At 56.0% G+C, this 24,737-nt stretch carries 15 protein-coding genes; 11 read left to right on the top strand and 4 right to left on the bottom strand.

All coding sequences use genetic code 11. From position 1 onward, the window contains the following. Positions 1-250 precede the first annotated feature (250 nt). From GOW92_RS22490 to GOW92_RS22455, 8 genes are all read left to right on the top strand, one after another. Positions 251-1,222 carry an alpha/beta hydrolase gene (locus GOW92_RS22490; RefSeq protein WP_170565276.1) on the top strand — a complete coding sequence of 324 codons (972 nt, stop codon included), beginning with the start codon at positions 251-253 and terminating at the stop codon, positions 1,220-1,222. A 159-nt stretch (positions 1,223-1,381) separates the two neighbouring features. Next, positions 1,382-2,962, top strand: a complete 1,581-nt coding sequence (locus tag GOW92_RS22485) for an ABC transporter substrate-binding protein (RefSeq protein WP_170565301.1) — start codon at positions 1,382-1,384, stop codon at positions 2,960-2,962. Between the two features lie 126 nt (positions 2,963-3,088). Continuing rightward, complete coding sequence (locus GOW92_RS22480) at positions 3,089-4,654, top strand: ABC transporter substrate-binding protein (protein WP_170565274.1); 1,566 nt, start codon at positions 3,089-3,091, stop codon at positions 4,652-4,654. Positions 4,655-4,828: 174 nt separating this feature from the next. After that, on the top strand, positions 4,829-5,806 hold the full coding sequence (locus GOW92_RS22475) for an ABC transporter permease (protein ID WP_170565271.1): 978 nt from the start codon (positions 4,829-4,831) through the stop codon (positions 5,804-5,806). Beyond that, positions 5,803-6,753 carry an ABC transporter permease gene (locus GOW92_RS22470; RefSeq protein WP_170565268.1) on the top strand — a complete coding sequence of 317 codons (951 nt, stop codon included), beginning with the start codon at positions 5,803-5,805 and terminating at the stop codon, positions 6,751-6,753. Before GOW92_RS22475 ends, GOW92_RS22470 begins: the two co-directional genes overlap by 4 nt. Positions 6,754-6,757: 4 nt before the next feature. Continuing rightward, positions 6,758-8,467: an ABC transporter ATP-binding protein gene (locus tag GOW92_RS22465; protein WP_170565265.1), complete on the top strand. Its 1,710-nt coding sequence runs from the start codon at positions 6,758-6,760 to the stop codon at positions 8,465-8,467. 132 nt (positions 8,468-8,599) lie between these two features. Next, positions 8,600-11,863 (top strand): adenylate/guanylate cyclase domain-containing protein, encoded by a 3,264-nt coding sequence (locus GOW92_RS22460; protein ID WP_170565262.1) that lies wholly within the window; start codon positions 8,600-8,602, stop codon positions 11,861-11,863. A gap of 16 nt (positions 11,864-11,879) precedes the next feature. After that, positions 11,880-13,043: a hypothetical protein gene (locus GOW92_RS22455; protein ID WP_170565259.1), complete on the top strand. Its 1,164-nt coding sequence runs from the start codon at positions 11,880-11,882 to the stop codon at positions 13,041-13,043. On the opposite strand, the gene GOW92_RS22450 is transcribed toward GOW92_RS22455, so the two are convergent. Further along, on the bottom strand, positions 13,040-16,678 hold the full coding sequence (locus GOW92_RS22450) for a flavoprotein (RefSeq protein WP_170565256.1): 3,639 nt from the start codon (positions 16,676-16,678) through the stop codon (positions 13,040-13,042). The genes GOW92_RS22455 and GOW92_RS22450 overlap by 4 nt on opposite strands. A 418-nt stretch (positions 16,679-17,096) precedes the next feature. Between GOW92_RS22450 and GOW92_RS22445 the strand changes: the two genes are divergently transcribed. Both GOW92_RS22445 and amaB read left to right on the top strand, forming a co-directional pair. Then, positions 17,097-18,203, top strand: a complete 1,107-nt coding sequence (locus tag GOW92_RS22445) for a saccharopine dehydrogenase family protein (RefSeq protein ID WP_170565252.1) — start codon at positions 17,097-17,099, stop codon at positions 18,201-18,203. An 18-nt stretch (positions 18,204-18,221) separates the two neighbouring features. Then, the gene (gene amaB / locus GOW92_RS22440) at positions 18,222-19,718 is read left to right on the top strand and encodes an L-piperidine-6-carboxylate dehydrogenase (RefSeq protein WP_438826368.1); all 1,497 of its coding nucleotides are present in this window, start codon (positions 18,222-18,224) and stop codon (positions 19,716-19,718) included. A gap of 34 nt (positions 19,719-19,752) precedes the next feature. On the opposite strand, the gene GOW92_RS22435 is transcribed toward amaB, so the two are convergent. Beyond that, entirely contained in the window at positions 19,753-21,330 is a 1,578-nt protein-coding gene (locus GOW92_RS22435) for a DUF5928 domain-containing protein (protein WP_170565246.1), read from the bottom strand. Positions 21,331-21,474: 144 nt separating this feature from the next. On the opposite strand from GOW92_RS22435, the gene GOW92_RS22430 reads away from it, so the two are divergent. Further along, positions 21,475-22,293, top strand: coding sequence for a sulfotransferase family protein (locus GOW92_RS22430; protein ID WP_170565243.1), 819 nt, complete (start codon positions 21,475-21,477; stop codon positions 22,291-22,293). Between the two features lie 8 nt (positions 22,294-22,301). Here GOW92_RS22430 and GOW92_RS22425 read toward each other — a convergent pair whose 3' ends face one another. Further along, positions 22,302-22,751: an NUDIX hydrolase gene (locus GOW92_RS22425; protein ID WP_170565240.1), complete on the bottom strand. Its 450-nt coding sequence runs from the start codon at positions 22,749-22,751 to the stop codon at positions 22,302-22,304. Between the two features lie 115 nt (positions 22,752-22,866). Further along, entirely contained in the window at positions 22,867-24,699 is a 1,833-nt protein-coding gene (ilvD, locus tag GOW92_RS22420) for a dihydroxy-acid dehydratase (protein WP_170565237.1), read from the bottom strand. Positions 24,700-24,737: the final 38 nt, after the last annotated feature.

Raw genomic sequence — 24,737 nt, 5'->3', positions numbered from 1 at the left:
AAATCACACCCTCAATAATAACAACTCCCATCAACGCTGCAGTGAACTAGGTTGCTTCGGCACACGACCCAGTCAGAGGCGGATCTTGATCGCAAGACTGCCTCTTGAATGGTTAAGCTCTGGTTCAGATCCCCGCTCGAACGCCATTTTTAAATTGCGACCGGAAGAAACCACGGAGGCTCCGGGATTTCTGTGTCGCCAATGCGGTCGACTTGTTAGGCTGGTTCCATCCTGAACAGGAGGGGCTTTCATGCTTTTTATAACGAACAGATTTCCAACCCAAAGTATTCGCACCCGCAAAGGACGTCGCTTCACCTTTGATCTCGACAACAACGCACCTTCGAATTCGGTGTTCTATTGCGAAAAAGGCGAGGATGAACACCACACCGAAATCACTAGCAAAGAGCTGTTGCGGCGGGTGCGCGACAGCGATTGCCGTCAGATCCTGTTATATTTGCACGGGTTCAACAATCTGCCCGACGATGTGTTTCAAACAACGGCCGAGCTTCAGCGCCTGTGCGATCAGGCCAAACCCGGTGAAGTGATGGTGTTGCCTCTGATCTGGCCCAGCGACGCCAAGCAAGGGATCGTTCAGAAATACTGGGATGACCAGAAATCCGCGGACCAAAGCGGGTTTTCCTTTGCGCGGGTGCTGGAGCGATTTCTGGAATGGCGCAACAGCGAGGATAACGAACCCGAAATCGCTCCCTGTCTGAAACGGATCAACCTTCTGGCGCATTCGATGGGCAATCGGGTTTTGCGCCAAACGCTGATAGAATGGGATCGGTACGATCTGGCGTCGGGCGTGCCCCTGTTGTTTCGCAATACCTTCATGGTCGCTGCAGATGTCGTTAATGAATCCGTGCATGAAAATAAGCCCGGTGTGCTGGTCAGCCATGCTTCGCGGAATGTGGTTGTCTATTTCGCCTCTGACGATCTGGCGTTGCGGGCCAGTAAGGCTGCAAACCTCAGGAACAAAGTTGCGTCCCGCCGGTTGGGTCATACCGGGCCAGAGAACATCGACCGAACCCCGCACAACATATTTCAGGTTGATTGCGACGACATCAATACGGCCTATGACACGCCTACCGGCCACAAATATTTTGGTCCGGTTTCGCCGGGCGGCGAGGCTGGTCTGGTATTCCGGCATATTTTTCAATGCGTCCAATCCGGGCGCGTTTTCCCAGATGATCCGCATCAGCGGTCGGTCATTCTGCGCTGAACTCGGCATTCGGGCTTTTCAATTTTGATCGGAAAACCAGATAGTTCACAATCTGGTGTTGCAACCGCCAGAATGATCTGGATTATCAGCATCACCATGACCGTCAAAATCGGTCTGCCGTTCCGCGGAACGGTGCTAACGAAAAACGGGGAGACCACAATGAACCTGAAGAACCTGATGATCGCTGCCAGTGCGACCGCATTGATGGCGGGTGCCGCATCGGCGGAAACGCTGCGATGGGCACGTGCTGGTGATGCGCTGACGCTGGATCCGCACTCGCAAAACGAAGGCCCGTCACACACAATACGTCACCAGATGTACGAGCCGCTGATCATCCGCGACGTAACAGGCGCGTTTGAACCTGCGCTGGCGACCGAGTGGGGTCCCAAGGCTGATGACCCGAATGTCTGGGTTTTCAAGCTGCGCGAGGGCGTGAAATTCCATGACGGCGCAGACTTCAACGCCGAAGACGTGGTGTTCAGCTTTGAACGGGCCAAGCAACCCAATTCGGACATGAAAGAGCTGATCGGTTCGATCACCGAAGTGCGTGCGGTTGACGATTACACCGTAGAGATCGTCACCGACGGTCCGAACCCAATCCTGCCATCGAACCTGACCAACCTGTTCATTCTGGACAAAGGCTGGGCCGAGTCGAATGACACAGTCAATGTGCAGGATTTCGAAGGCGGCGAGATCACCTATGCCACCACCAATGCCAACGGCACGGGCCCTTACGTCCTTCAGAGCCGCGAGCCTGACGTCAAAACCGTGATGGTGCGCAACGACAACTATTGGGGCATCGACCAGTTCCCGATGGAAGTGACCGAGATTGTCTATACCCCCATCCAAAACGCTGCGACCCGCGTTGCTGCGATGCTGTCGGGTGAGGTGAACTTCCTGCAGGACATGCCGGTGCAAGACATCGACCGCGTCAATGGCGCCGATGGCCTGATGGTCAAGCAGGCTCCGCAGAACCGCGTGATCTTCTTTGGTATGAACCAGGGTTCGGATGACATTGAAGCGGACAACGTAGACGGCAAGAACCCTCTGGCCGATGTGCGTGTGCGTCAGGCGATGTCGATGGCGATCAACCGTGATGCGATCAAGCAGGTCGTGATGCGCGGCCAGTCGCAGCCTGCAGGCATGATCGCACCGCCTTTCGTGAACGGCTGGACCGAAGCGATGGACGGCGAGTCCTCCACCGATCTGGAAAAGGCCAAAGAGCTGATGGCTGAAGCCGGTTATCCCGATGGCTTCTCGCTGCGTCTGGACTGCCCGAACGATCGCTACATCAACGACGAAGCGATCTGTCAGGCGGCCGTTGGCATGCTGGGCCAGATTGGCGTGACCGTGAATCTGGATGCCAAGCCCAAAGCACAGCACTTCCCGCTGATCACCGATAGCAAGACCGACTTCTATATGCTGGGTTGGGGTGTTCCGACATATGACTCGGAATACATCTTTAACTTCCTTGTCCACGGTCGCGAAGACGACATCGGCACTTGGAACGGCACCGGCTATCAGGACGATGCGCTGGACGCGAAGATCAAGTCGCTTGCCTCGAACACCGACCTGGACGCCCGGAATGCAGATATCGCCGACATCTGGCGTGTCGTGCAGGACGAAGCGCTGTACATCCCCATTCACCACCAGGTTCTGAACTGGGGCATGGCAGACGGTGTTGGCATCGAAGTGGATGCCGAAGACCAGCCGAAGGTCAAATACTTCACCATGCAGTAAGTCAAAACCTTTGACGATTGGACAGGGCGCGATATTCGCGCCCTGTTTTTTGTTGCGATCTGAGATTTCCTTGCGCATGCGGCAAAAACCAAGAAAACTCGGCCCCAGAAACAGGGAGACATAACAATGATCCTCAGGAACAGCGCCATTGGCATTGCAATGCTGGCTGCCACCAGTGTTCAGGCTGCAGATTTCAAATGGGCCTCCACCACGGACCCGCAAACCATGGACCCGCACGCGGTCAATTCGGCCCCGGTTCTGGGATTTCTTAATAACGTCTACGAAGGACTGGTTCGGCGCGACAAGGACATGAGCGTTCAGCCTGCCTTGGCCGTCAGCTGGGAACCGATTGGAGAGGGCGATGGCTGGCGCTTCAAGTTGCGCGAGGGTGTGACCTTTCACGATGGCAGCACATTTGATGCGCAGGATGTTCTGTTCAGCTATCAGCGTGCTTCGGGCGAGGCTGCGGATACGCGAAGCTGGTTTGCGCCGGTCAGCGAAGTCATCGTCGTTGACGATTATACCGTCGACATCATGACGACCGCGCCGAACCCGTTATTCCCATCCTCGATTGCCAACTGGATGATCATGGATCAAGGCTGGACCGAAGCCAATGATGCTGCCGTTCCGGACAAAGAGGCCGGAAATTTTGCGACCATCAACGCCAATGGCACCGGGGCATTCAAGGTCACCGAGCGCGAGCCGGGTCTGAAAACCGTATTGGAGCCCCACGAGGGTTGGTGGGGAGACGTCGAACACAATATCACGCGCGCCGAGTTTAACCCGATCCAGAACCCGGCCACCGCTGTTGCCGCGCTTTTGTCGGGCGACGTGGATATGATCAATCCGGTGCCTATTCAGGACGTCGCGCGCCTGCAGGAAGACGTTGATATCGAGGTCATTCAGGGGATCGAGGCCCGCGTAATCATGCTGGGTTTTGATCATGAGGCCGAGACGCTGAAATACACAGACGATGAGGGCAAGCCGAACCCATTCCGTGATCCACGTGTGCGCAAGGCGGTGGCAAAGGCCGTGAATGTGGATGCCATTCTGGCCACCATCATGCGCGGTAATGCCGAGGCGGCATCGCAATTGGTGAGCCCAGCCATGAGCGGCTATTCATCGGCCCATGCCGAACGCCCTGCTTTTGATGTCGAAGGTGCAAAGGCGCTTTTGGCCGAGGCAGGATATGCCGACGGGTTCTCATTCGGGCTGAAGTGCCCCAATGACCGCTATCTGAATGACGAGGCCGTCTGTCAGGCCGTTGTCAGCATGTTGGCCCAGATCGGGATCACCGCCGAGCTGGAGGCGATGCCTGTGCGCAATTACTGGCCCGAGCTGCGCGAGGATAACTATGACATGTACCTGCTGGGCTGGAGCCCGGGCACATTTGATGCCGAACACCCCGTTCGGTTCCTTGTCGCGACCCCGAACGAAGAGAAAAAGCTGGGCAGCTGGAATTTCGGTGGGTTCTCGAACGCGCGTGTAGATGAGCTGTTGCCTGCCATCCAGTCTGAGCTGGATGAGACCAAGCGCCAGGCGATGTTGGATGAAGTAGCCAAGATCATTCAGGACGAACAGGTCTATGTGCCGATGTATGTGCAGCCTTTGGTCTGGGGGACACGCAGCAATATCGAGCTGACACAACGCCCCGACAACTTCTTTTTGCTGCGCTGGGTGACGGTGAACTGAAGGCGCATGATATTGGGATTGGCGCGGACAGGAACGGTTGCGCCAATCCACATCTTACACTGCATACAAATCCTATAGCGCAGAAACTAGGATCGCTTTGATACCTGCCCGTTAGCGATACCTTGACCATTTGGTCAGCCCGTGCATAGAGAAGCGGATCAATGGGGAAAGTGAATGTTCGCATATATCGTCCGAAGGATGCTCCAATCCGTGATCGTACTGCTGGTCGTGGGTCTGGTTGCGTTTTCTATGTTCCGGTTTGTCGGCGATCCGATCGACAACATGCTGGGTCAGGAACGTACGCAAGCCGATATCGACCGGCTGCGCACTGAGCTGGGGCTGGATCAGCCGATTCCGGTTCAGTACTACAAATTCCTGAAAGAGGCTGTTCAAGGAAATTTTGGCGTGTCGTATCGTCAGGGACGTCCAGTCTCGACGATCATCGCCGAACGCGCGCCAGCCACGTTGGAACTGGCGTTTGTCTCGGGATTTCTGGCTATCACCATGGGTATCGCTTTGGGCGTATTCACAGCCATCCGACGACAAGGGGTCGCTGCGAATATAATCATGACCGTATCGCTGATCGGGGTGTCCCTGCCGACCTTCCTGATCGGGATCTTATTGATCTACATTTTCTCGGTTGAACTAGACCTCTTACCCAGCTTCGGGAGGGGCGAAACCGTTATGATTGGCAACTGGTCCACCGGCTTCTTGACGACTTCTGGTCTCAAGGCGCTGATTTTGCCTGCGATTACGCTGGGTCTGTATCAGATGACGCTGATCATGCGGCTGGTGCGGTCGGAAATGCTTGAGGTTCTGCGTGCCGATTACGTCCGGTTCGCCCGCGCCCGCGGGTTGTCGGATCGTGTAATCAACTTCCGCCACGCGTTGAAAAACACCATGGTTCCGGTGATCACGATTACAGGTCTGCAGTTGGGCTCGATTATCGCGTTCGCCATCATCACCGAGACGGTGTTCCAATGGCCCGGTGTTGGCCTGCTGTTCATCAACGCGATCCAGTTTGTCGATATCCCCGTCATGGCCGCTTATCTGATGCTGATTTCGGTCATGTTCGTCTCGATTAACCTGATCGTTGATCTTCTTTACTATGCCATTGACCCGCGCCTGCGTGTCGACGCGAGGGCCACATGACCGATACCATCGAAACCCCTTCCGCCCCCACCAAGTCGCGTTTCTCTAAGTTCTGGGACGGCGATTTTGCCTGGTCGTTCCGGCATTCGCCGGTTGCGATCATCGCCTCTTTAGTGGTGCTGGTCCTTGTTCTGTCGGCTGTTTTTGCGCCACTGATTGCACCGTACAACCCGTTCGACCCAGCATCTCTGAACCTGATGAACGGGTTTACACCTCCGGGCACACCAAACGCCTTTACTCAGGACACGTTCCTGTTGGGCACCGACGATCAGGGGCGGGACGTTTTCTCAACCATCCTATACGGTATGCGTATATCGCTGTTTGTCGGTGTGTCGGCGGTTCTGCTTGCGATGATCATCGGTATCGTTCTTGGCCTTGTTGCTGCGTATTTTGGGGGCTGGATCGAAACGCTGATCATGCGGGTTGCGGATGTGCAGCTGACTTTCCCTGCGATCCTGGTGGCGATGTTGATCTTTGGGATCGCCAAGGGCGTAACACCCCCGGAATACCGCAATGAGATGGCGATCTATGTTCTGATCATCGCGATCGCGCTGTCCGACTGGGTGCAGTTCGCCCGTGTGGTGCGCGGTGCCGCGCTGGTGGAAAAGAACAAGGAATACGTTCAGGCGGCGCGTCTGATTGGCCGCGGTTCGTTCCCGATCATGTTCCGCCACATCTTGCCCAACGTTCTCAGCCCGGTTCTGGTGATCGCCACGATCTCGCTGGCGCTGGCGATTATTGCCGAGGCAACGCTCAGCTTCCTGGGTGTGGGTGCGCCTCCGACGCAACCATCGCTGGGTACACTGATCCGCATTGGGCAGGGCTTCCTGTTCTCGGGTGAGTGGTGGATCCTGTTCTTCCCGGCCTGCACCCTTCTGGCGCTGGCCCTGTCTGTAAACCTGCTGGGCGACTGGCTGCGCGATGCGCTGAACCCAAAGCTGCGGTGATTACATGAGCCTTCTGACAATCAATGACCTGACGGTCGAATTTCCGACGCGTCGCCAACTGTTCACCGCCGTTGACCATGTGGACTTGTCCGTTGAGCCGGGCGAAATCCACGGTCTGGTGGGCGAGTCCGGCGCGGGTAAATCCACTATCGGTGCGGCCATCATGGGTCTGCTGGACCGGCCCGGCCGGATTGCCAGCGGCACCATCAAGCTGAGCGGCGACGAGATCAGCGGTCTGGATGCCGACGCGATGCGCGGACTGCGTGGCAAAAAGATTTCGATGATCTTTCAGGATCCGCTCACATCGTTGAACCCGCTGTTCACCGTGCGCGAACAGCTGACCGAGACGATTCAGGCCCATCTGGGCGGCACGGATGCCGAGGCGAACCAGCGCGCCCGTGACCTGATCGACCGGGTTGGTATTCCTGATCCGGACACGCGGCTGGACCAGTATCCGCACCAGTTCTCGGGCGGGATGCGGCAGCGTGTTGTGATCGCTCTGGCGCTTTGCACCGAGCCGGACGTGATTATCGCGGACGAACCGACGACTGCGTTGGACGTGTCCGTTCAGGCGCAGATCCTGGACCTGATCAAGGAACTGGCGCAGGAACGTCAGGTCGGCGTAATTCTGATCACCCACGACATGGGCGTGATTGCGGATACCACGGATAAGGTGACGGTCATGTATGCGGGCAAGGTGGTAGAGACCGGCCCGACCTCGCAGGTCATGGGCCAGCCAACGCACGAATACACCAAATCGCTGATCGCCGCGGTTCCGCGTCCGACCCTGAAACTGCACCGCTTCCCGCAGATCAGCTATGGAGGGCGCGAGACCCGGTTCGCTGTCGAAGATATGGCCCGTCACTGGCCCAAGGTGGACAACGACACCAGCAAACCGGTGTTCGAAATTCGCAACCTGACCAAGAAGTTCCTACAGCGCAAAGGCCTGCTGCCTTGGGACCGCACCTATTTCACCGCCGTTGACGACGTAAGCTTCGACATTCGTGCAGGTGAGGTATTCGGCGTCGTGGGTGAATCCGGCTCGGGTAAATCCACGGTCGCTCGGATGATTGCGGGGCTCTACCCGGTTGACGGAGGCACGATCACTTTTGACGGACAGGTGGTCAGTGATCTGACGAACAGAGCCGCTCTGGATGCGTATCGCAAGAATATCCAGATGATCTTCCAGGATCCTTATTCATCTTTGAACCCTCGGATGCGGGTAGATGATATCGTGGCCGAACCAATCCGCCACCACAAACTGATGGAAGGGGCCGATGTAAAACGCCGCGTGGACGAATTGCTGGATCAGGTTGGGCTGGGGCATGAGGCCGGGCTGAAATTCCCGCACGAATTCTCAGGCGGTCAGCGGCAGCGTATTTCGATTGCTCGTGCTTTGGCGACACAGCCGCGGTTCTTGATCTGTGACGAACCGACCAGCGCGTTGGACGTGTCCATCCAGGCGCAGATCCTGAACATCCTGAAAGACCTGCAGGAACATCTGGGCCTGACCCTGCTGTTCATCAGCCACGACCTACCGGTGGTGCGCCAGATGTGCGACCGGGTGGCTGTGATGAAACAGGGCAAGGTGGTTGAGCTTCAGGAAACCAACGCGCTTTTTGCCAACCCACAGACCGAATATGCAAGCGAGTTGCTGCGGCTGATGCCAAAACTGGACGATCTGTCGACTGACGGATTGGAGGCCGAGGTCTAGTTCCAAAAACCCAATTGCCCGCCGCTCGGGCAATTGGATGTACATAAACATTAAAATATTCAAACTTTGCAGACTCATCCGGGTTTGTTGTGCTACGTCTGTCTTTGGAGTTGGGGGCTTCAGAGGGGCGACATGTCTCAGGACCTTAGGGACTGGCTAAGCGCACTTGGACTATCTGACTACGCGCAAGCCTTTTTGGATAACAAAATTGATTTTGGAATTTTACCCGATCTGACGGGTGAAGACCTGATCGAAATCGGAGTCACTGCTGTCGGCGATCGCCGACGGCTTTTGCGCGCGATTGCCGAACTTGAGACGGTCGAAGTAGTTCAGCCCTATGAACCGGACGATCCGCTGGAGCCTGCAAAGCGGCAGGTGACCGTCATGTTTGCTGACCTGACCGGATTTACCCGGTTGACCAGCGAACTGGATGCCGAAGACATGCATGCGCTGCTGAACGCGTTTTTCACCAAGGTGGACAAGGTCGTCGAAAAGTACGGCGGCCGGATCGACAAGCATATTGGCGATGCGGTTATGGCTGTGTTTGGCGCGCCGATCTCGCACACTAACGATACCGAACGGGCCGCCCGGGCCGCGCTGGAAATTCACGCGGTCCTGCCCAGCCTGACCCCTCCGCTGACCTGCCATATCGGGATTGCGTCAGGGCAGGTGATTGCCAGTACGACAGGCAGTCAGGCCCATACGGAATACACGGTGACCGGTGATGGTGTGAACCTTGCGTCGCGTATCACCGATCTGGCAGCGCCTGGTGAGACTTTGGTCTCTCACGATATTCAGCGTGCGTTAGGGCCGCTTTTTGTCGGCCAATCGATGGGCGAAAAGGCGATCAAAGGTCTCAATGATCCGGTCGAATTGTGGCGACTGGACAGGATGGCGCGAAACATACGGTCACGCCGGCATCGTTTTGTGGGCCGTGAACGAGAGCTATCTCTGTTTTCGGCAACGTTCGATCGATGTCAGCGGCACGGCAAGGGCGAGGTTCACATTATTCTGGGTGAGCCGGGCATCGGCAAAACCCACCTGTCTGAACAGGTGGCTGAGCTGGCGCACAGCCTCTCTTATTCCATCCATAACGGTGTGGTCATGGATTTCGGTGCGCGCGAGGGGCATTCGGCCATCCAATCGGTGACACGCAGTATTCTGGGGTTGGAGCCGACGGACGATATGGAAACCTGTGCATCCGTCGCGAAGGATGCAATCGGCAAGGGATGGGTGACAGCGGCGAACGCCGCGCATCTGAATGCATTGTTGGAGCTTGAGCAGGACCCAGGCCTGGCAGAGGTTTATGCGGTGATGGACAATGCAACCCGGCTACGCGGCCGGCGTCAGGTCATCGACGATTTGATTTCAGCCCGCAGTCAGGAAACGCCCCTGTTGATCCATATCGAGGACATCCATTGGGCCGCACCCGAGATCCTGACCGCGTGCGCCCATATCGCAGCGATGACGCGGGACCTGCCCTGCGTGTTACTGATGACCAGTCGCGTGGAAGGCGATCCCATCGACCGCGAATGGCAACTTGCAACGGACGGTGCCTTAATTTCCAAGCTGGAACTGGCGCCGATGGGGGACGAACACGCCCGAAAGCTGGTCGAAGAATTTACCGGGATCGACCCGGAGCTATTGGACGCTTGCGTGAAACGTGCCGGAGGAAACCCGCTGTTTCTTGAGCAGCTGTTGCGCAATATCGATGTCCTGAAACAGGAATCTGTTCCCGGCAGCATTCAGGGCATCGTTCAGTCCCGTTTGGATTCACTGGATCGGACCAGCCGAACATCGATTCAAGCTGCCTCGGTACTGGGGCAGAGATTTTCGCCCGAGGTGCTGAACTTCCTTTTGGGTGAAGGGCATCTGGATACCTCGACCCTGATCAGGTCGGCCCTGATACGCGAGGCAGAGGCCGATCTGATGTTTGCCCATGCGCTAATCCGCGACGGGTCTTATGCGACATTGGTGAAATCGGAACGCGCGCGACTGCATCGTCAGGCCGCGAAATGGTTCGAGGACCGTGATGCCACTCTGAGGGCGAAGCATCTAGATCGTGCGGGCGCGACCAATGCCGCCCAGGCTTATCTGGAAGCCGCGGAAAACTTGATCCAGGCATTTCAGTTCGACGACGCCAGCACGTTGATCGAACGGGCTTTGGAACTGCCCGCGCCCGCTGGCGTACGCTTTGATTTGTTCTGCGCCCGCGGTGAGACGCACCGGTTACAGGGTCTGTCGGATGATGCGCTGCGTGAATTCAAGGAAGCTGCGGACCTGGCCGAGACGGATGAACAAGTCTGTCGGGCCCAAATTGGTCTGGCTCAAGCTGCGCGGCAGGCCAGCCTGTATCAGGAAGCGCTTGAAAGTCTGGATATTGCAGAGGCGGCTGCGGAACGCTGCGGATCCGACCGCGACATTGCCCAGATAAACTATGTGCGTGGCAATGTGTACTTCCCTTTAGGTCAGGTGCAAAAGGCGCTCGAGAGCAACGAAACGGCTCTAACACTGGCCAGAAAGCTTGAATCCGCGCGGCTTGAGGTCGGCGCGCTCAGTGGATTTGGTGATGCCAACTTCATGAATGCCACGATGCAGACCGCGACGGGATTCTATACTCAGGCAGTCGAGCGGGCGCGGGAAAAGGGGTTGGTTCGTGATTTGGCCGCGAACCTGCATAATCTGAGCGTCGCGCGCAGCTATACAGGCGATGTGGCGCAGGGAAAGCTGGATGCGCAGGAAGCCATTGAGGTGTCTCAGAAGTATTTCGCCTTTGTCCCGGAATGCGTGGCGCAGACCTGTTTGGGCGTTGCGCACACCTTTTTGGGGGAGCTGGACCAAGCATTAGACTCTTTTACTCTCTCAGCGGAAATCGCAAACCGCGTTGGCGCAAAACGCCTCGAGGCGCAGGCGCTGGAACATCTTGCGCGCTCGCAAGTGTATGCCGGGCAACTGGAACTGGCACGTGAAACGGGGCGTCGCGCAGTCGAAATTGCCCTTGAACACGGCCGGAATTTTGTCGGGCCAAAGGCGCTGTCCGCCCTGGCTATGGCCGAAGAGGACCCCGCAGCCCAGGATGAGAATCTGAAACTTGGCGAGAAGATCATCGCAGAAGGTTGTGTTGGCCACAGTCACCTGCATTTCTATACGGATGCCGTCGTCGTCATGTTGGCGCGCAAGCAGTGGGACGAAGCCACCCGATACGCAGATGCCCTGGCCGCATTCACAGCGGATGAGCCATTGCCGATGGTAGATTTGTCGGTCCTGCAGGCCCGAACACTGGCAGAATGCGGGGGTTGGGGCATTCCTTTAGCATCGCATGAGGGGGTCGGCGAATTGAAGGCGCGGTTTCACGACCTGGGCATCAAACAGTCGTTGGTCGGGCGACTGAACTAATCAGGCGAGGGGCTGAATGAGTATAGAAAAGAAAGTCTGGCTGATTTCGGGTTTGATCACGCTGGGCCTTGCCCTTCTTCTTATTAAATTCTGGATTGATCTTAACCATTTTGACGAGGACCCGACGCAGCTGCCGGATCAGGCGTCCGTCGACGCGTATCTGCAAAACCTTCCCAATTTGCCAGAGTATCAAGTCAGGACTGGCATCTTTATCAAGTCCTTCAGCTTCACAGGTGCAAGTGACGTCCATATCAGCGGCTATATCTGGCAGCACTATGAGGACGGTGTGCATGACGCCATCAAACCCGCCCCTGGCGAAGTGGGTTTCATCCTGCCGGAAGCTGCCGAGGCGGCGAATGGCCTGATTGAAGAGGCGTACAGGATTGATCAGGATGGTACCGAGCTGATCGGCTGGTACTTTGAACAGACCTTGCGCCAGACCTTTGACTACACCAGCTACCCATTCGACCACAAAACCGTCTGGGTTCGTTTCTGGCCGGGCGGGTTTGACGTGAATGTGGCTCTAATACCCGACTTTTCGGCCTATCCGGCTACGGGGCCGGATGACATTTTTGGTATCGATAGCCAGATCGTCCTAGGAACTTGGGAGCGTGAAAACACCTATTTCGACTATCGTCTTTCCAATCTGGATACGACGCTGGGCATCGGTCAGAACGAGTTTCAGACGAACCTGCCCGAGCTGCATTACAACTTTGTCATCAAACGAAACTTTGCGAATGCCTTTATCGTCCACATGATTCCGCTGATCGTGGTGACGATGTTACTGTTCGGGGCTGCCATGATCGTCACACGCCGCCCTGATCTGGTCGAACGGCACGATTTCAGCACGTCCAGCGTCATTGGCACATGCTCGGTCCTTTTTTTCGTGATCCTGCTGGCGCATGTGCAATTGCGCGAAGGCTTCGCCGGATCTCCTGTGATCTACATGGAATCGTTCTTTTTCCTGATGTACTTCCTGCTGCTGGCTGTGTCGGTAAACACCTACTTATTTGCGGCCGAGGCTGTGCCGTCCCTGTGGTTCATACACTATAAGGACAACCTGATTCCCAAGGCCGCATTCTGGCCTTTTGTCCTTTTGTGCATGGTGATCATCACGGCCTACAACCTCAGCCTCAAGGAAAGCCCTGAGGAAGAGGTCGTGATACAAGCTCAAAACTAGGCGGGCGGCTGCCATCCGGGTTTTGGCGTGCCTGTGGCCATGTCCAGCGTGTATTCCCTGACAATCCCGGCGGTGCCTTGCTCTAGCTGATCCAAATATTTGGTGGGCTGAGCGATCACATAGGCATATGCGGGTTTCATCACACCGTCGATCAGCACGTTGATCCGCTTGCGAACGTAAACATTATCGGGTGATCCGGGTCCGTGAAACCCTTCGAGCTTGTCGAGCTCTTTCATACCGGAGGAGGTCACCCGGTACACCTCTCCGTGGATCGGCTTGCCGCGCCCCTTCTGGTCGACCAGCGTGGCCATCCGATGCAGGTATCCACAGTTTGGATTGTCGCAATGGGGCTCATGCGGCACGATCAGCGGCATTCGCTGCCGGGTTACCGCCTCACCGACGAAATCGTCCAGCACGTTTGTGTGGGCTTCGTGGTTCGGGAAGCCTTTTTTCAACGAGCCATAGGTGAAGTAGAGATAGGTGCGTTCACGATCATCAACGACATCGTCTTCGCTCTCTTCCTCGATCTCCGTCAGGGTGTGGCTGTTGGCCCAGTCATCTAGCATGGCCAGAACTTCTTTCGAGATTTTGGCTTGCTTGACGTCCCCGGAGTTTTTGGGACTTTGCAGGAAGTGGATGCAGGAACTTGCGTCGATGCCATCTGCAGCCAGCAGGGTTTTGACCATTTCAACCGAGTTGTTCATCACCGCCACATGCAGGCTGGTAAACCCGTGGTCGTTGGTTGCGTTCACATTGATGCCGCGCCTTATCAGTTCTTGTGCGGCCTCAATGTCAGGTTTGCCCAAGTCCTTTCCGTTTTCATGCAACTCACCTTCGCCGCCAGCAGCGAAATGCAGCAACGTATCGCCATTGTGCTCATCCACAATGTCGATCCCGGCCATACCGCTTTCGATCGCGTCGAAAACACGGCGCCACTGCGCGAACTCATCCGATGCGGCGGCTTCTTGCGCCCATTTGCAGATATTGTGTTCCTGATCGGCCAGTTCCTCAAAAGCTTCGTCCAGAACTTCCATGATCTGGTCCGGGGTCGCCATCATGCCTATCCCCATCATGCCATTTGATAGCCGTCCTTTGCGGGGACCGACCAGATCAACACCCAGATCGCGCAGTTTCTCGACATTCCTTTGGGTCGTGACATTGTTCCACATATTGGTGTTACACGCCGGGCAAAGGATCGCCGGTTTGTTCCGGTACTGCCAGGCCACAAAGACCGAGGTCAGCAGGTTGTCGGCAATCCCGTTGGCGATCTTACCCATCGTGTTGCAGGTCACGGGTGCCACGATCACGCAATCGGCCCAGTCACATAACGCAAGGTGCGACGCGCGCAGAGGCATGCCGAACTTGGTATAGCGGAAGTTCCATTCGTCATCGTCGCGGTAGTAATCGTTGTGCGAGATGTAGTCCTCGACCTTTTCGGGCTCATATCCCCTTTCAATCTCGACATCCGCTTCGATCTCAATATCGCGAAAGAACTTTTCTGCAGACACAGAAGGGATCAGTTTCACATTGTGACCGGCATCGGTGATTTTCTTTATCAATTGCGGCACCTTGTCTGCTGCCGATGACCCGCAGGCACACAGCAATACGTTGCGCTTTTCGCTGGGCGCATCGGTCAGGCCGCCTTTGGGATAGCCAAAGATGTTCTTGTCCAGACTGGGGGATTCATGACGCAACAGAACCGGCAGCCCCGCTTTTTGCACTTCCCTTTGAAACTCACCTTTCAGGATACTGTCCACAATGTCGTTTCGCCGGCCCAGACAAACGCCATTGAAAAACAGATACGGAACAGTTTCCTTGCCGGTCCGAGCGATCAGTTGCCGGCGCATTTTCATGACATTTGCGCCATGCCCCTCAACATCAATCAGTTTTATGTCGGTGATGCCTATGTTGGCCAGAATGCTGCTCAGCATGTAGGACCAGGGGTCTTCGTCAGCATAAAACAGAACAAGTGGATTGTTTTTGACGATCTGGTCTACATCGCTGGGATCTTCGGGCGGATCATGTTTTTCGATCACCAACAAGGCGGGGTCGTTAAGGTCCCGAAGACCGCGGAACAAATGCCCGCGCGGCGCTTGCCAAACCTGTGAGGTCGCGGGGCTCATGTCCACAACCGTCACCATATCGGTTGCTTCTTTGTACGCGATACACAGGCACCAGAATTCTTCTAACAGAGCCGTTTCACGGTACGCATTCTTAGGGGGGCGAATGACCTCAGATCCCAGGACCTTATTGAAATCAATATTGATCATCAGATGACGAAGATCTTTGTGTTCGTTCAGACTTTGCAATTGGTGGTGGAACCAGTCTTCGGGTGAACTGACGCTTTTGTCCGAACGATTGGCGTAGCTGCGGAAAGTGCTGCCCAGATGCACGTCCGGTTCCTGACTGAGGTAGCGCTGCGCCATCGCGTGCATTTCGTGGGCTGTCGACACACGGCTAAGCGCTTCGGCCAAATCGGTTTGCGTCGCCCTCAGCAGTTTGTCTTCGTCGACCTGTTCATCCCCAAGGATGGCTAGGCTTTCAGCAAGTACGCCCATCGAATTCATGTTCGGGCTGGCCCGCCTGAACAGGTTGCGCCGCCTTTTGGGGTCCTTGGCCAGGTATTCCGTACTGTCGACGTAATTGCAGTCTTGCTTCAAAGTTTGCAGGTACGTTTTGACAGCGTCCCGTGCTGAGAACCGCAACATCCCCCGTGATCGCATCGAGGTCCCGTCCCGGTCCGTCATCCCGGCCCACAACCGATCGATGGTTGTCACCCATAGCTTGCCGTACTTTTCCGGGTGAACGTCCATCATATGCACAAGGCCGGTGCTTGGGTTGCACTTTGCGATGATGGCAAAATGGCCACCCGGCATGTTTTCCTTGCCATGTGCGACACCGACTTGAAAGTTCGCCACAAGGATATCGTTCTTTCCACCCAGCCGATTGGATTCGTCTATTGCCTCAAGCAACAGATCCACGGATGTCGTGGCCTCATCCATGAAATAGGCCTGAACCTGAATGACATCGCGCAGGTCCTGCGTGTGGATGAATGTGCAGGCGACATCAAAAAGTTCGCCCAGCGATATTCCGTCGTTTACGACAAACGACGTTGGCAAGCCGCATTCGCGAAAGATGTCGTTGACTTCGTAGCTGAATCCAAGCGCTGACATGCTAAGGGCTGCAGCAGTCACGCTGCAGCAATTGATCGGTTGTTGATAGTTCTTCAGATGCACACTGACCAAATCGCCGAACAGCGTATCTTTGCAGGCATCCTTGATCTTTTCCGGGATTGCTTTCCACTGATGTACGGACAGATAGGCCAACCTGGTGCCCGGAGTGGCCAGAGCCTGCAGGCTGACGGGAATGTCTTCTATTTCAAGATGTTCTTCATAAAAATAATCCCCAGTGTCTGCTGTCGCCAGAACCGCTTTGTCCTGCCTTAGCTGGACCAGACCGCTAAGAACCACGAACATCCCCCGAGAAGGCAAAATTGTTTCTTCGGATACTTCGTAAAACTCGAATTTCGAATGAATAACCGATGGATCCTGCGCTGGCAGGACTTCGTCTATCAATTTCAGATCTTCATGGGTTGGGTTGAATGATTTAGAGCTTTCAATTGGATCTTTAGGCACGCCTTGTCCCCCCCTGAACTTCGCCGTGAAAACTGTCAAAAACCCAACGCATTGTCTTGGTCGTGGCGCAGGCACCCATCAGTCAAATGGAATGATAAGACCGGTCTGACGTAATTTCCTGCGCTGGGCGGGCCGCTTGAACACATTGATATGCGCGAACAAAATGGCCCAATTGAGCGTACTGTATAATATTTGAATATAAAAATCACTGACGTTGTTAGCTTGGTCAATGGTGTTGCCGCCAAAGGGTGGTCGCATAGTTCATCGACCTGCAAAAATAGGACGGTCTAAGGATCAGTTGACAAAATGACAGAAAAGCCATCATTACGACGAGTCTAACATCGATTTCGTCAAGATTGCCCCTGCTTTTCGGACAGACGCGACCTCATACTTTCTAAAACGAAAGAGGAGGCGCGTTTTGAGCTGGAACATTTGTGTCATCGGAGCAGGCAAGATCGGTCAGATGATCGCGACCCTGCTGAAGTCATCGGCCAACTACTCGGTCACGGTGGCGGATCGGGATTTGGCCGCGTTGTCGGCGCTGAATAAGCAGGGCGTTTCGACTCGTCAGATCGATGTGGATGATGATGCCCAACTTGCCCAAGGGCTGACCGGGTTCGATGCCGTGATCTCGGCCGCCCCGTTCTTTCTGACGCCCAAGATTGCCAAGGCGGCCAAGACCGCTGGAGCGCATTACTTTGACCTGACCGAAGATGTCGCGGCCACCAATGCCGTGCGCGAACTGGCGCAGGACAGTGAAACGGCATTCATGCCGCAATGTGGCCTGGCGCCGGGTTTTGTTGGCATCGCAGGGGCATCACTGGCAGCAGAGTTCGATGAAATCGACAGCCTGCATATGCGGGTGGGGGCGCTGCCGCTCTATCCGACCAATGCGTTGAAATACAATCTGACCTGGTCGACGGATGGTTTGATCAACGAATACTGCAATCCCTGCGATGCCATCGTAAACGGTGAAAGGGTCAAGACCGCTCCGCTGGAAGACTACGAACTGCTTGGTCATGACGGGGTGGAATACGAATGCTTCAACACGTCCGGTGGCTTGGGCACCTTACCCGAAACGCTGGACGGCAAGGCGCGGGCGGTGTCTTACCGTTCGATCCGGTATCCGGGTCATTGCGACATACTCAAACTGCTTCTCAAGGACCTTGGTCTGGAGCACCGCCGCGATCTGTTGAAGGACATTTTTGAAACTGCGCTCCCGCGCACGGATCAGGATGTGGTGCTGGTCTATTGCACTGCAAAAGGCATGATCGACGGCGCGCTGCGCGAGAAGTCCCTGATCAACAAAAGCTTTGCCCGCACGATCAACGGACAGGTCTGGAGCGCAATTCAGGTCACCACAGCCGCAGGCGTTCTGGGTGTGGTTGATCTGATGCGGACGGGTGCTTTGCCCGCGAAAGGCTTTGTCCGGCAAGAGCAGGTGAAGCTTGCCGATTTCCTCAATACCGAATTTGGCCGGCTTTACCGCGCCGGCGACGTAACCGAACAGAACAAGGCGGCCTGAGATATGAAAGACATCGTGATGACATCCCAAACCACCCTCGCAAATCTGGATCTGACCGAGGCCGAACTGTCGGGCGGCACACTTAAGGTCACTTCACCGATTGATGGCAGTCTGCTGGCAGAGGTGCATGAAACCCCGGTAGCGGACATGGGTGCCATCTTTGCCCGGTCAAAGGCGGCCTTCAAAGCGTGGCGAACAGTCCCGGCCCCGCGCCGCGGTGAACTGATCCGATTGCTGGGTGAGGAATTGCGCGCAGCAAAAGACGATCTGGGCGCTCTGGTAAGCTGGGAAGCCGGTAAGATCACATCCGAAGGCCTGGGTGAAGTGCAAGAGATGATCGATATCTGCGACTTTGCCGTGGGTCTTTCACGCCAATTGTATGGTCTGACCATTGCGTCCGAACGCCCTGGTCACCGGATGATGGAAACATGGCACCCGGCAGGCCCGGTAGGGGTGATTTCGGCCTTCAACTTCCCTGTTGCTGTGTGGTCGTGGAACGCCGCTATTGCGTTGGTGTGCGGTGACTCGGTGATTTGGAAACCGTCCGAGAAGTCCCCGCTGACCGCGATGGCGTGCCAGAAGATTTTTGAACGTGCGCTGGCACGGTTTGGTGATGCGCCGGACAACTTGTTGCAGACCCTGATCGGCGGTGCGGCGCTGGGCGAAGCTCTGGTGGCCAGCGAAGATGTTCCGGTCATCTCTGCCACGGGTTCCACGCGCATGGGCCGCGCAGTTGCGCCTATCGTGGCGCAGCGCTTTGGCAAGTGCATTCTGGAACTGGGCGGCAACAACGCAATGATCGTTGGCCCTTCGGCCGATCTGGAAATGGCTGTCCGCGCGATTGTGTTCTCTGCTGTCGGCACGGCTGGTCAGCGCTGCACCACGCTGCGCCGCCTGATCGTACATAACTCGATCCGCGAAGAATTGGTGGGCCGTCTGAAAAAAGCCTATGCAGGCTTGCCCATCGGCAACCCGCTGACCGAGGGAACGTTGGTCGGCCCGTTGGTCGACGAAGCCTCGGGCGCGGCAATGACCGCAGCGCTGGAGGCCGCCAAAGCGGAAGGCGGAACCGTGCACGGTGGTCGTCGTGTGACCGAAGGGGTACCTGACGGCGTCTATATGGAGCCTGCCATTGTCGAAATGCCCGGCCAGACTGCGGTGGTGAAAACCGAAACGTTTGCACCGATCCTGTATGTCATGGGCTATGACGATTTCAACGATGCGCTGGATATCCAGAATGACGTGCCGCAAGGGCTGTCGTCTTGCGTGTTCACCCTGAACATGCGCGAGGCCGAGCAGTTCCTGACTGCAGCCGGGTCGGATTGCGGTATCGCCAACGTAAATATCGGCCCCTCGGGTGCCGAGATCGGCGGTGCCTTCGGTGGTGAAAAGGAAACCGGCGGTGGGCGGGAAAGCGGCTCGGACGCGTGGAAAGCCTATATGCGACGTCAGACCAATACGGTGAACTACTCAGCCGAGCTGCCTTTGGCACAGGGCGTCAAGTTTGACATCTGAACTATTTACCGGCGGCGTGTTGGTGCGTCGCCGGTTAATCTGCAAAAAGATAATCAAGGCTCATGATGGCTTGCGCCTTGTCCAGCGTCACCCCTAGAAACTCGGCAATGGCGGTCTCATTCTCAATGCGCGCGCTGGTTTCACGAATGCGCAGGTAACCGTCGAACTCTGCCTCCCGGATCAGTTCGGATTCGTGCGCCAGCGAACTGCGCAGCGTAGGGATCAGACGGGCCACGGTTTCCCGAGGGCTGTTTTCCCCTGCCAGACCCACACGGCGCGCGTGCCCGATTAAATAATCGTCGGAATACTCGCACTCGATCTCCAGGATATGGCTGCGGGCCTGAACCGAACAGAAATCCCGAATGATATCTAGATTTGCGGGATCCACGCACAGGACCAACTTACCGGAGTCAAAGCTTTCAAACAGCATGCGCGCCACCGCGCGCCTGTGCCGCGTGCGCTTAGCCAGAGATGTTTCAATGCCGCCCAGATCGGGCAGGACAGTGTCTTCTTCGTTGAACAGGTACTCCACGCACGGAATGTCGGTTTCCGAGACGATCTGGTCCACCAGCCGCTTGGCGACGTGCCATTTCTTGGACACGATCAGAAACACTTCGCGTTCGGGGCCCAGCGAGTTGCCCGCTTCCCAGAAGCGCTGCGCGTAACGTCGCCCGACCCGACCGCGCCCGGTCAGAAAGCTGTACAGATTACGCCCTTCATCCGAGATATGAAACGTCATCCCTTCGGTTGCATACATCTGCCCCAGCCTGTCTTTCAGTTCGTAGGCTTCGGGGCTGATCTTGCGAGCGAACAGATAGTCTTGCGCCAGCAGCAAGTCATAGTGATCGTTGTAGAACGTCACCGGCATTCCGTAGTCCGAGAACATCAGGAAAGTAGGTGTGCGATTGTCAATCTCGGTCTTGGGGATCAGATGGCGGACCAGTGTCTGAAAAAAGGTCTCGTCCGGAATCCATGTGGTCGAAAAAAACCTTTTCACATCCGGACGCTTTTTCAGGAACTCCAGGATCATTTCGATAGTCCTGCGGCGCAGGCACCACCATTGGCTGCCGATCATGATCTGAACGTCTGACGGAACCTCACGTGTCAAACCGAACCATTTTTGCAGATTGTAAGAGCCATAAAACAGCTTGGCCTGCGTGCGTTCGTTGAAATAATGCCGATAGATCAGACGATCCTCGACCATACCGGTCTTGATCCAGTTGCTTTCCAGGAAATCGTGACTTTCGATGAAGTCCACATCGTGTTGGTTCAGAAAGTCGTGGATGAATTCCGCCGATTTGATCGGCATGCAGTCACCCGACACCATGTAAAAATGGGTGGCACGAGGAAACGCATCCACAGCGGCCTGCAAAGCATTCAGCGTGGCCTGAACCAGTGACCATGCCCCCCATCCGCATTTGATGCGCTTTTTTGCAAAGGTCACATTGGGGTTGCTTTTCAGGGCCTCGCGGATCCGCGCGTAGGCTGTCGCACTGGCTCGCGCATCAAAATGGATCGCCATACAATCCCCGGCGGCGGTCAGTTGCTCAGCCTGTGCGATGATCGCATCAGGGTCTTTGTGACATAGCAATATGTAGGCAATTCTTGCCATTTCAGCCTATTGTTTTCCGTTTCTGCCCATTTGCAACCGTGATACTTAGGATGAGCGATTGAATAAACAGAATATTTTTGGTTTTTTGGTTTCAAATGCTGGCGCGTCATATTTGAGACCAGATCGGCAAAGGAGGCACAGCAGATGGGTTTTCCCGGTACATGGATGACCGAAAGCGAAAGCATGGTTTACCGTGTGGTGCCGAAATGCGCCTGCTCGACAATTGGCCAGATCATGTTTTATTCCGATCACGGGCAGTTTTTTGATGGTGATATCCACGACGCAAAAGACGGGATGCACAAATGGGCGTTTGGACCCAGTCAGGAGCAGATCTCGGGAAATGTCCGAAATCACAAGTCCTTGGCCTTTACTTGCGTACGCAATCCCTACACCCGAATTCTAAGCTCGTTCTTCGACAAGATCTGCGGCATTCAGCGCAACGGCAAGCGGTACCGGGGCAATCTGGTGCCCACGCTTATCTATAATTACGGGATCGAAGTTGGCGGCGACGATGGCAAGGGTGAGTTCGATCAGATCGCCAGCTTTCGCAGGTTTTTGTTGTTTGCGCGCGATACGATCCGTTGGCGCCGTCCGATGGACCCTGATATCCACTGGTCGGCCATGTCCGGGCATGTTTCGACCTTCATCGTGAATGGCGGACAGTACGATCAGATTTTCTGGACTGAGCAGTTCAATGAAGGCATGCAAAGTGTCCTTGATCGGCTAGAAACACCTCACGCCGTTAACCTGTCCGAGATCCCGCGTTTCAACGAATCCGAGGGACACGGACCTAAACGCGCGCACCCGGTCGAGGATTACTTTGACGACCTGTCGATGCATCTTGTCTACGAAATCTACAAGCATGATTTCGAGCTGTTCAAATACGATTTTGAGAACCCAGCGAACAAAATGCCGATTGGTGAGATTGATCTGGACGAGGTTCACGCCAAACTGGGCGATTGACAAAGGCGTCAGCGATTAATCAGGCGTCCTTTCAAGCCAGTTGGGAAAAGTTCCGGACCGCCGATATCCAGAGCGTCCAGGCTGAACCAACGCGCCGTCCAACTCAGACCATCGTCTTCTGAAAATGAAATCGGCGCGTCCGGCCGGTTCAAAAGTTCGGGACACTGAATATCAGCCACAAAGATAACCTCATGCCCCTGATGGCCTTCGTGCTGGTAGAGATTCTCGATCACCAGCGGTTGTCCACTGATTTCAATCGCCACATCAAGCTCTTCCCTGAACTCACGTTTCAGCGCATCGTGCCATGTTTCGCCGAATTCGACCGATCCACCTAAAGGACGCACGCCTTTGATACGGCCGGTGTCATCCGGAACTTCGGCAGCGAGGAGCCTGTCCTCCCGCCAATGCAAGCCTATGGCTTTGACGCGGATACCGTTATGCGGGCGCCAGAATGTCATGGTTTTCACCGAGCTTTCTGTGGATATCATTGAATGCAAAAGAGAAAGGCCTCGCTATTCTTGTTAGCGAGGCCTTTCAAGCTATTGCAGTTTTTTTGGTTTGGAAACCGCTTCGTTACACTTGACGCACAGCACCTTTTGCAGCGCTTGTTGTCAGCTTGGCGTAAGCTTTGAGCGCGGTGGATACTTTGCGCTTGCGCGGTTCAGCGGGCACCCAGCCCTTTTCATCCTGCTCTTCGCGTCGCGCGGCCAGTTCTTCGTCTGACACGGCCAGATGGATTGTGCGGTTTGGAATGTCGATCTCGATCTTGTCGCCGTTCTTGACCAGCCCGATCTCACCACCTTCTGCCGCTTCGGGCGAAACGTGACCAATCGAAAGGCCCGATGTACCGCCTGAGAAGCGACCGTCTGTCAGCAGCGCACAGGCTTTGCCCAGACCTTTGGATTTCAGGTAGGACGTCGGATATAGCATTTCCTGCATACCCGGTCCGCCACGCGGGCCTTCATAGCGGATCACCACCACGTCACCTTCTTTGACCTTGCCCGTCAAGATGTCGTTAACCGCCTGATCCTGGCTTTCGCAGACATAGGCCGAGCCGGTGAACTGCAGGATATTTGCATCCACACCCGCAGTTTTCACGATGCAGCCGTCGCGCGCGATGTTGCCGAACAGAACCGCCAGACCGCCGTCTTGGCTGAACGCGTGCTCCTTGGACCGGATCACGCCGCCTTCACGGTCGGTGTCCAGTTCTTTGTACCGGTTCGACTGGCTGAAGGCCTGTGTCGTGCGCACGCCACCCGGCGCGGCCTTGAACAAGTCCTGCGCCGCCGGGTTGTTGGCAATCTTGATGTCCCAATTGGCAATTGCCTCACCCATCGTGGCCGAATGCACGGTGCTGCAATGTTCATGCAGCAGTCCGGCCCGGCTAAGCTCGCCGAGGATCGAGAAGATACCACCGGCGCGGTGCACGTCCTCCATGTGAACGTTCTCGGTATTGGGTGCGACCTTACACAGGCATGGCACCTTGCGGCTGAGGCGATCCATGTCGGACATGGTGAAGTGCACCTCACCCTCATGCGCGATGGCCAGCAGGTGCAGAACCGTATTGGTCGATCCGCCCATGGCGATATCAAGGCTCATTGCGTTTTCAAACGCGTCGAACGTGGCGATTTCGCGGGGAAGGAAGCCTTTTTCATCCAGATCGTAGTGCCGTTTGGTGATTTCGACGATCCGGCGCCCGGCTTCAAGGAACAGGTTCTTGCGGTCAGCATGCGTGGCCAGGGTCGAGCCGTTGCCCGGCAACGCCAGACCCAGAGCTTCGGCTAGACAGTTCATCGAGTTGGCGGTGAACATGCCCGAGCACGAACCACAGGTCGGGCAGGCGTTTTCTTCAATGTGCTGGACCTGCTCATCGGTGTAGTTTTCGTTGGCCGCCGCAACCATCGCATCTACGAGGTCGATTTTTTTGACGTCCAAATCGGCGATGTCGATCTTGCCGGCTTCCATCGGGCCGCCTGAAACGAAGATCGCCGGGATGTTCAGGCGCATGGCGGCCATCAGCATGCCGGGGGTGATCTTGTCGCAGTTCGAGATGCACACCATCGCATCGGCGCAGTGTGCGTTGACCATGTATTCAACCGAATCCGCGATGACCTCTCGCGAAGGCAGCGAATACAGCATCCCGTCATGGCCCATGGCGATACCGTCATCCACCGCGATGGTGTTGAACTCTTTCGCAACACCGCCTGCGGCCTCAACCTCGCGCGCGACCATCTGGCCCAGATCCTTCAGATGCACATGACCCGGCACAAACTGGGTGAACGAGTTGACGATGGCGATGATCGGTTTGCCGAAATCGTCATCTTGCATACCGGTGGCGCGCCACAGGCCACGAGCGCCGGCCATGTTGCGGCCATGGGTTGAGGTTCTGGATCGGTACATTGGCATGATGCTGTTTCCCTTTTGCCCCGGTTGCGATATTCGGG

This window comes from Ruegeria atlantica (assembly GCF_013032505.1).
GTDB lineage: Bacteria > Pseudomonadota > Alphaproteobacteria > Rhodobacterales > Rhodobacteraceae > Ruegeria > Ruegeria atlantica_F.
Note: the sequence above shows the minus strand (reverse complement) of the source record. Positions and strands in the feature narration are given on the sequence as shown.